The sequence below is a fragment of the Roseivivax halodurans JCM 10272 genome (genome assembly GCF_000521785.1).
Classification (GTDB): Bacteria; Pseudomonadota; Alphaproteobacteria; order Rhodobacterales; family Rhodobacteraceae; genus Roseivivax; species Roseivivax halodurans.
Map to the genome: position 1 here is coordinate 1 of NZ_JALZ01000078.1, position 5,561 is coordinate 5,561.

The following is a 5,561-nucleotide window of genomic DNA, read 5'->3' on the forward strand; positions in this document are numbered from 1 at the left end:
GCCGCAGCCGCCGAGGCGGAAACTGCGCAGGTCGAACTGCTGGCGGTCACAAAGGCCCGAGACGCGGCGATGGCCGAGCGCGACCGTCTGGCCGCCGATTTGGAAGCACGGCAGCCCGCATCTACGGAAGAGGCCCCCGCACCGCAGGCCACGCAGGAGGCGGGTGCGGTCCCAGATGATCTACCGCGTCGCGCCACGCCGATCACGCCGGAGGAGATCGCCCGTGCGCTTGCAAGCGCACCGGGGCTCGGCGCAGTGGGCGCCGGGCCGCGTGGGGAGCTGGCCGCATTGCTCAACGATCAGGTCTGCACCCTGGAGGCGCTTCAGGCGGCACTGGACCAGGTGAACCGGCAAACACTTGTTTCGCTGGTGCGCAACCTCGGTCGCTGTTGAAGAATAACATATTTACAAGAAAGGATTTTTTCATGTTTAGATCTATCACAGCATTTCGCTGCGTACTTGCAGTGCTTATCGGTACCGCTCCGGCTGCCCATGCCCAGGAATTTGAGAAGAACATCCTCACCGGGGGACCGACAGGGACATATATCCAAATCGGCCAAGACATATCCGAGCTGATGGCGGCCTGTGGCCAAACCCTGACGGTGCGCGAAAGCGCGGGATCGCTCGAGAATTTTCTAGGGGTCCGCAACCGTCCCGCAACCCAGTTCGGCATCGTGCAGAGCGACGTACTGGAATACTTTCAGACTTACTCGGCGAACGACCCCGCCATCGCCCGCGCCATTCAAGGGGTTCGGATCGCCTTCCCCCTCTACAACGAGGAGGTGCACCTGCTTGCCCGGCGCGATATCGCAACCACCGCGGATTTAGACGGCATGCGGGTGGCAGTGGGAGTGGCCGACAGCGGCACATTTCTGACCGCTTCGCTGCTTATGGACCTCCTGGGGGTGACCCCTGCAGAGACGCTGACCATCGGGCCGGACGCGTCCCTCGAGCAGCTGCTCGCGGGCGAGATCGACGCCTTTTTCTATGTTGCGGGCGCCCCGACGGCGATCTTCGAGACAGAGGCGATCTCTGCAGAGGATTTTCATCTCGTCGAGATCACGGATGAGGTCCTTGCTTCGGTTTATTTGCCCACGGAGATCCCTGCCGGAACCTATCCGTTTCAAGACGAGGAAGTGGAGGTGGTCGCGGTCAAGGCGGTGCTGATGACCTATGACTACAACCCGGCCCGCAACCGCTATCACGCTGACAGCTGCAAGGCGGTCTCGGATGTGTCGAACCTGATCCTGACCCAGTTCGACACGCTGCGCGCCAATGGTCACCCGAAATGGCAACGGGTCGACCTCAACGAAATCCCCCCGGGCTGGGATATCGGGACCTGCGTGAATGTTGGGCTTGCCCCGAACTATCCACTCGCATGCTCTCGCCCGATGGAGACCGAAATGGGCCCGGAAAACCCTGCAAACTCCATCTACCGCGCCCGGATCTGCGAAACGATTGGCTGCTGACATTTCGACCTGCGCGGTGCTTGATCGGGATGGGGAGCCCCGGCAAGTTGCCTAAGCCAGCCCCCGAGCGATGGAGACGGACCGTGGCCCGCCCGATAGAGATCCGACCACCCAAGGGTGCGGCGTGGTGGTGATGCGCAGCGCCGAACTGTCCGGCTGGGGGCGTTATCCCCGTAGACCCGGTCCGGTCGCAGCGCCACGTGACATGGCAGCTTTGCGCGCCGCGGTGGGGCTGGGAGGTGTGATCGCGCGCGGCAACGGGCGTGCCTATGGTGACAGCGCCATGGGCGCCGCTGCGACGATCGATATGCGGCGGCTGAACCGGATGCTGGCTTTCGACCCTGCCACCGGGCAGCTTGTGGCTGAGGCCGGCGTGATCCTGGGCGACGTGATCACTGCCTTTCTGCCACGCGGTTGGTTTCCGTACGTCACACCCGGCACCAAGTTCGTGTCTCTCGGGGGGGCGATCGCCGCCGACGTACATGGCAAGAACCATCATGTAGATGGCTCTTTCGGGGCGTTTGTGGACTGGATCGATGTTGTGGGCGCGGATGGTGAGGTCACGCGGGCGAGCCGATCGAGCAATTCTGAACTCTTCGGCTGGACCATTGGTGGGATGGGGCTGACGGGGGTCATTCTGCGCGCGGCGATCCGGCTGCGTCCAGTCGAGAGCGCCTGGATCCGGCAGGAAACGATCCCAGCGCCGCATCTCGCAGCAGCGATGGAGGCCTTCGAGGCGGCGGACGCAGCGACCTACTCGGTGGCCTGGATCGATTGCCTGGCCTCCGGCGGATCACTCGGACGCTCGCTCATCATGTTTGGGGAACACGCCGAGACAGGCGAGGTGCCATCGGCCTTCCGCAAGCACCCCTTCGCCACGCCCAAGCGGCGGGCAAAGACGGTGCCCGTGAACCTGCCCGGCGCCGCGCTGAACACTTGGACCGTGAAAGCCTTCAACGCGCTCTATTGGCGCAAGGGTCTCTCGAGCCCGCGCAAGAGCCTGGTGGATTGGGATCGGTATTTCTATCCGCTGGATGCAATCCTCGGATGGAACCGCATTTACGGGCGCCGCGGCTTTCTGCAGTTCCAATGCGCTTTGCCGCCCAAAAGCTCGGAGGCTGGGTTGCGCGCCCTTCTGGGGGCGACGGCAGCCGCGGGACAGGGATCCTTTCTCGCCGTGCTGAAGCGATTTGGGATCCAGGAAAGCCGCTTTTCCTTCCCGATGGAGGGCTACACGCTGGCGCTCGATTTTCCCGCCACTGCAAAAACCCTGGCCTTGCTCGACCGGCTTGATGCCATTGCAGTAGATCACGGTGCGCGCTTCTACCTCGCCAAGGACGCCCGCTTAGCCGCGACGACCCTGCACCGGTCCGACCCGCGTGCGGACATATTGCGCGACATGCGGCGGGAGGCAGGGCTGGACCAAGCCTTCGCCTCCGCCCAATCCGAAAGGCTTCTGCTATGACCGACGCCACCAGAAAATCCACCGTACTGATCTTGGGTGGACGGTCCGAGATCGGACTTGCCATTGGGCGCGTCTTCGCGGCCGAAGGTCACAACCTGATCCTTGCAGCACGCGATCCCGAGAGCTTGGAACCCGAGCGTGCAGATATCGCCTTGCGCCATGATATTGAGGTGAAACTGACGCAGTTTGACGTCCTTGACACTGAGAGCATGCACGGCTTCGTCGAGGCGCTCGACCCAGCGCCAGAGATCGTCGTTTCGGTTATCGGGCTTATGGGCGAACAAGCCGAAAACGAGCGGGATCCTATAGCGGCGACGCAGGTGATGCGCTCGAACTACGAGGGACCGGCGCTGATCCTGGGCCTCTTTGCCGAGCGGATGGTTGCGGCGAAGAAGGGGACGATCGTCGGTGTCAGCTCCGTGGCAGGGGATCGAGGGCGAGCATCGAACTATGTTTACGGCTCGGCCAAGGCGGGCTTCACGGCCTTCCTCTCCGGGTTGCGGAACCGCTGCGCCCGCCTGGGGGTGCAGGTGGTAACTGTAAAACCCGGCTTCGTGGCGACGCGAATGACCGAGGGGATGGATCTGCCAGCCGCTTTGACTGCCGCGCCCGAAGAGGTGGGCCAAGCGGTCCTACGCGCGGTCGAGCGGGGGCGCGACGTTGTCTATGTGCGCCCGGTCTGGGGTCTCGTCATGCGCATCATCACCGCAATTCCCGAGCGCTTCTTCAAGCGGACGGATTTGTAATGATCAATCCGGTCAGTTGCGGCAGGTGATGGATCTGGCCGGGCTTAAGCCTCAGTCGCAGAGATTGATCGGGATTGCCCCATACCGCACCCTTCTGGCCGCATCCTGAGGCGGCTGCCGTTGCCCCGGAGCGAGACGGCGCCGCGATAGCCGGGATGACATATTGCTTCGCGTGGGTCGGGAAGTCGTTATCAGATGTCAGGCAAAGCCGACTTTTCGGTCTGCTCGCTGACCCAGATCGCATTTGCCAACGAGAAGCTGCCGTTCGTGCTCCATCCGGCGAAGGTCAACTTCGAGCCCAACCGCTCCCGCATGAGCGGCTGGCGTGTCGGTCTGCACACGCTACCTCCTTGGTAGGGTCCGCAGATGACATGTCCCCGGCGGTCATTTGCGCGCGGTCCGGGATCATAAAGCGAAAGAACTGTCGTATGAGACATCGATTGTACGTATTTCCTTTTGCATTTCTTGCGGCTGCGGCAGGCACCACGTCCCTTGCGCAAACCGAGTATGTGAACCCGCACGAGGCCGAGGAAATTGGCGAGGTCGAACGGATCTACTCCGGAGATCTGCCCCCGGACCTCGCAGTCTCGACATTCCGAAACATCCACCGCCTCTTTCCGACCGCCACCGTCGAAGCCGGCGGCACAGCGCGGGAGTTGCCGAGCTCGGAACGGCAACTCGCCCCCATCGAGGCGGATATCGACGGGCAGAGCTACGATCTCGACGACTTTCTCGCCCTGAACCAGGTCACGGGCATGCTGGTTCTGAAGGATGGCGCCGTGGTCTACGAGACCTACCAGCGCGGAAACACGCCCGAGACCCGATGGATGTCGATGTCCGTGGTGAAGTCCATCACGTCCACGCTGGTCGGTGCCGCCCTGAAGGATGGGCATATCGGAAGCCTCGACGACAACGTGGCCGACTATGTTCCCGCCCTCGAAGGCAGCGCCTACGATGGCGCATCTATCAAGGACATCCTACTGATGGCCTCTGGTGCATCCTGGGACGAGACCTACACCGATCCCGAAAGCGATCGGCGTGACCTGCTTCGGGCGCAGCTCGCGCAGGAGCAGGGGGCGCTGATGGAGGTGATGGCCGGACTCAACCGCGGTGCGGAACCGGGAATCGTTCATACCTATTCCACGGGAGAGACCCAGGTCTTGAGTGAGGTCGTTCGCGGTGCCGTCGACAAATCCGTCGCCACCTATCTGAGCGAGAAGATCTGGACACCCTATGGCATGGAGACCGATGCCGAATGGTGGCTCGACGCCCCGGACGGCCACGTGATCGGCGGTTCCGGCCTGTCGGCGACCCTGCGGGACTACGCACGGTTCGGACAGTTCTTCCTGGAGGGAGGCGGGGACGTTCTGCCGGAAGGATGGACGGAAACAGCAGGCCAGCCTCAAGAGCTCGAGACAGGCGAGCCCATCGCCTACGGCTACATGTGGTGGCCTGCATGGACCGACGCCTCGAAGGAAGATGACGCCTTCGCCGCAGTCGGCATCCAAGGACAATATGTCTACATCAATCCCGCAGAGAACGTCGTGATCGCCGTGACCGGAGCCCAGCCGGAACCGCTGGGCAAGGAGCCGGTCGAACCGATGGCATTCTTCGATGCCGTTGTCGCCGCCATCGAGTAAGCCGTTCCGATTCCGTCCAGCGGGCTGCGGCGCATGATGATGCCCAGCCATCCACGGACATGGATCCAGGCTTTTCTCGGGGTCTTTGCAAGAGAATTTCGCCCTTGGCTGGAAAGCGGTCGTATCCGAAGCCTTGATGGACAGGAAAGTCCGCTGCCTTCAAGTCAGTCGGGAAGAGGTATTCCTGGCGTCAACGCCGCCTGATTGGAGCTCCGATGGTTGGAGGTCTCCGGTCCGGTCA

The 5,561-nt window shown here is 62.7% G+C and carries 5 protein-coding genes and 1 pseudogene; all 6 read left to right on the forward strand.

Annotated elements, in window-relative coordinates; genetic code table 11:
* A pseudogene (locus tag OCH239_RS20935) lies at positions 1-393 on the forward strand (hypothetical protein); the annotation flags it as partial.
* 32 nt (positions 394-425) lie between these two features.
* Complete coding sequence (locus OCH239_RS20940) at positions 426-1,469, forward strand: TAXI family TRAP transporter solute-binding subunit (protein WP_037267308.1); 1,044 nt, start codon at positions 426-428, stop codon at positions 1,467-1,469.
* A 133-nt stretch (positions 1,470-1,602) separates the two neighbouring features.
* The gene (locus OCH239_RS20945) at positions 1,603-2,934 is read left to right on the forward strand and encodes an FAD-binding oxidoreductase (protein ID WP_084782767.1); all 1,332 of its coding nucleotides are present in this window, start codon (positions 1,603-1,605) and stop codon (positions 2,932-2,934) included.
* A complete protein-coding gene (locus OCH239_RS20950; protein ID WP_037267310.1) occupies positions 2,931-3,680 on the forward strand; it encodes an SDR family oxidoreductase in 750 nt (249 codons plus the stop codon). The genes OCH239_RS20945 and OCH239_RS20950 overlap by 4 nt, the downstream gene beginning before the upstream one ends.
* Positions 3,681-3,875: 195 nt before the next feature.
* Positions 3,876-4,037, forward strand: coding sequence for a hypothetical protein (locus tag OCH239_RS23000; RefSeq protein WP_157578037.1), 162 nt, complete (start codon positions 3,876-3,878; stop codon positions 4,035-4,037).
* A gap of 83 nt (positions 4,038-4,120) precedes the next feature.
* Positions 4,121-5,320: a serine hydrolase domain-containing protein gene (locus OCH239_RS20955; protein ID WP_211242045.1), complete on the forward strand. Its 1,200-nt coding sequence runs from the start codon at positions 4,121-4,123 to the stop codon at positions 5,318-5,320.
* Positions 5,321-5,561: the final 241 nt, after the last annotated feature.

Coding starts and splice junctions, on each gene's coding strand:
- OCH239_RS20940 (WP_037267308.1), top strand. CDS start 426: ATGTTTAGATCTATCACAGCATTTCGCTGCGTACTTGCAGTGCTTATC.
- OCH239_RS20950 (WP_037267310.1), top strand. CDS start 2,931: ATGACCGACGCCACCAGAAAATCCACCGTACTGATCTTGGGTGGACGG.
- OCH239_RS23000 (WP_157578037.1), top strand. CDS start 3,876: ATGTCAGGCAAAGCCGACTTTTCGGTCTGCTCGCTGACCCAGATCGCA.
- OCH239_RS20945 (WP_084782767.1), top strand. CDS start 1,603: ATGCGCAGCGCCGAACTGTCCGGCTGGGGGCGTTATCCCCGTAGACCC.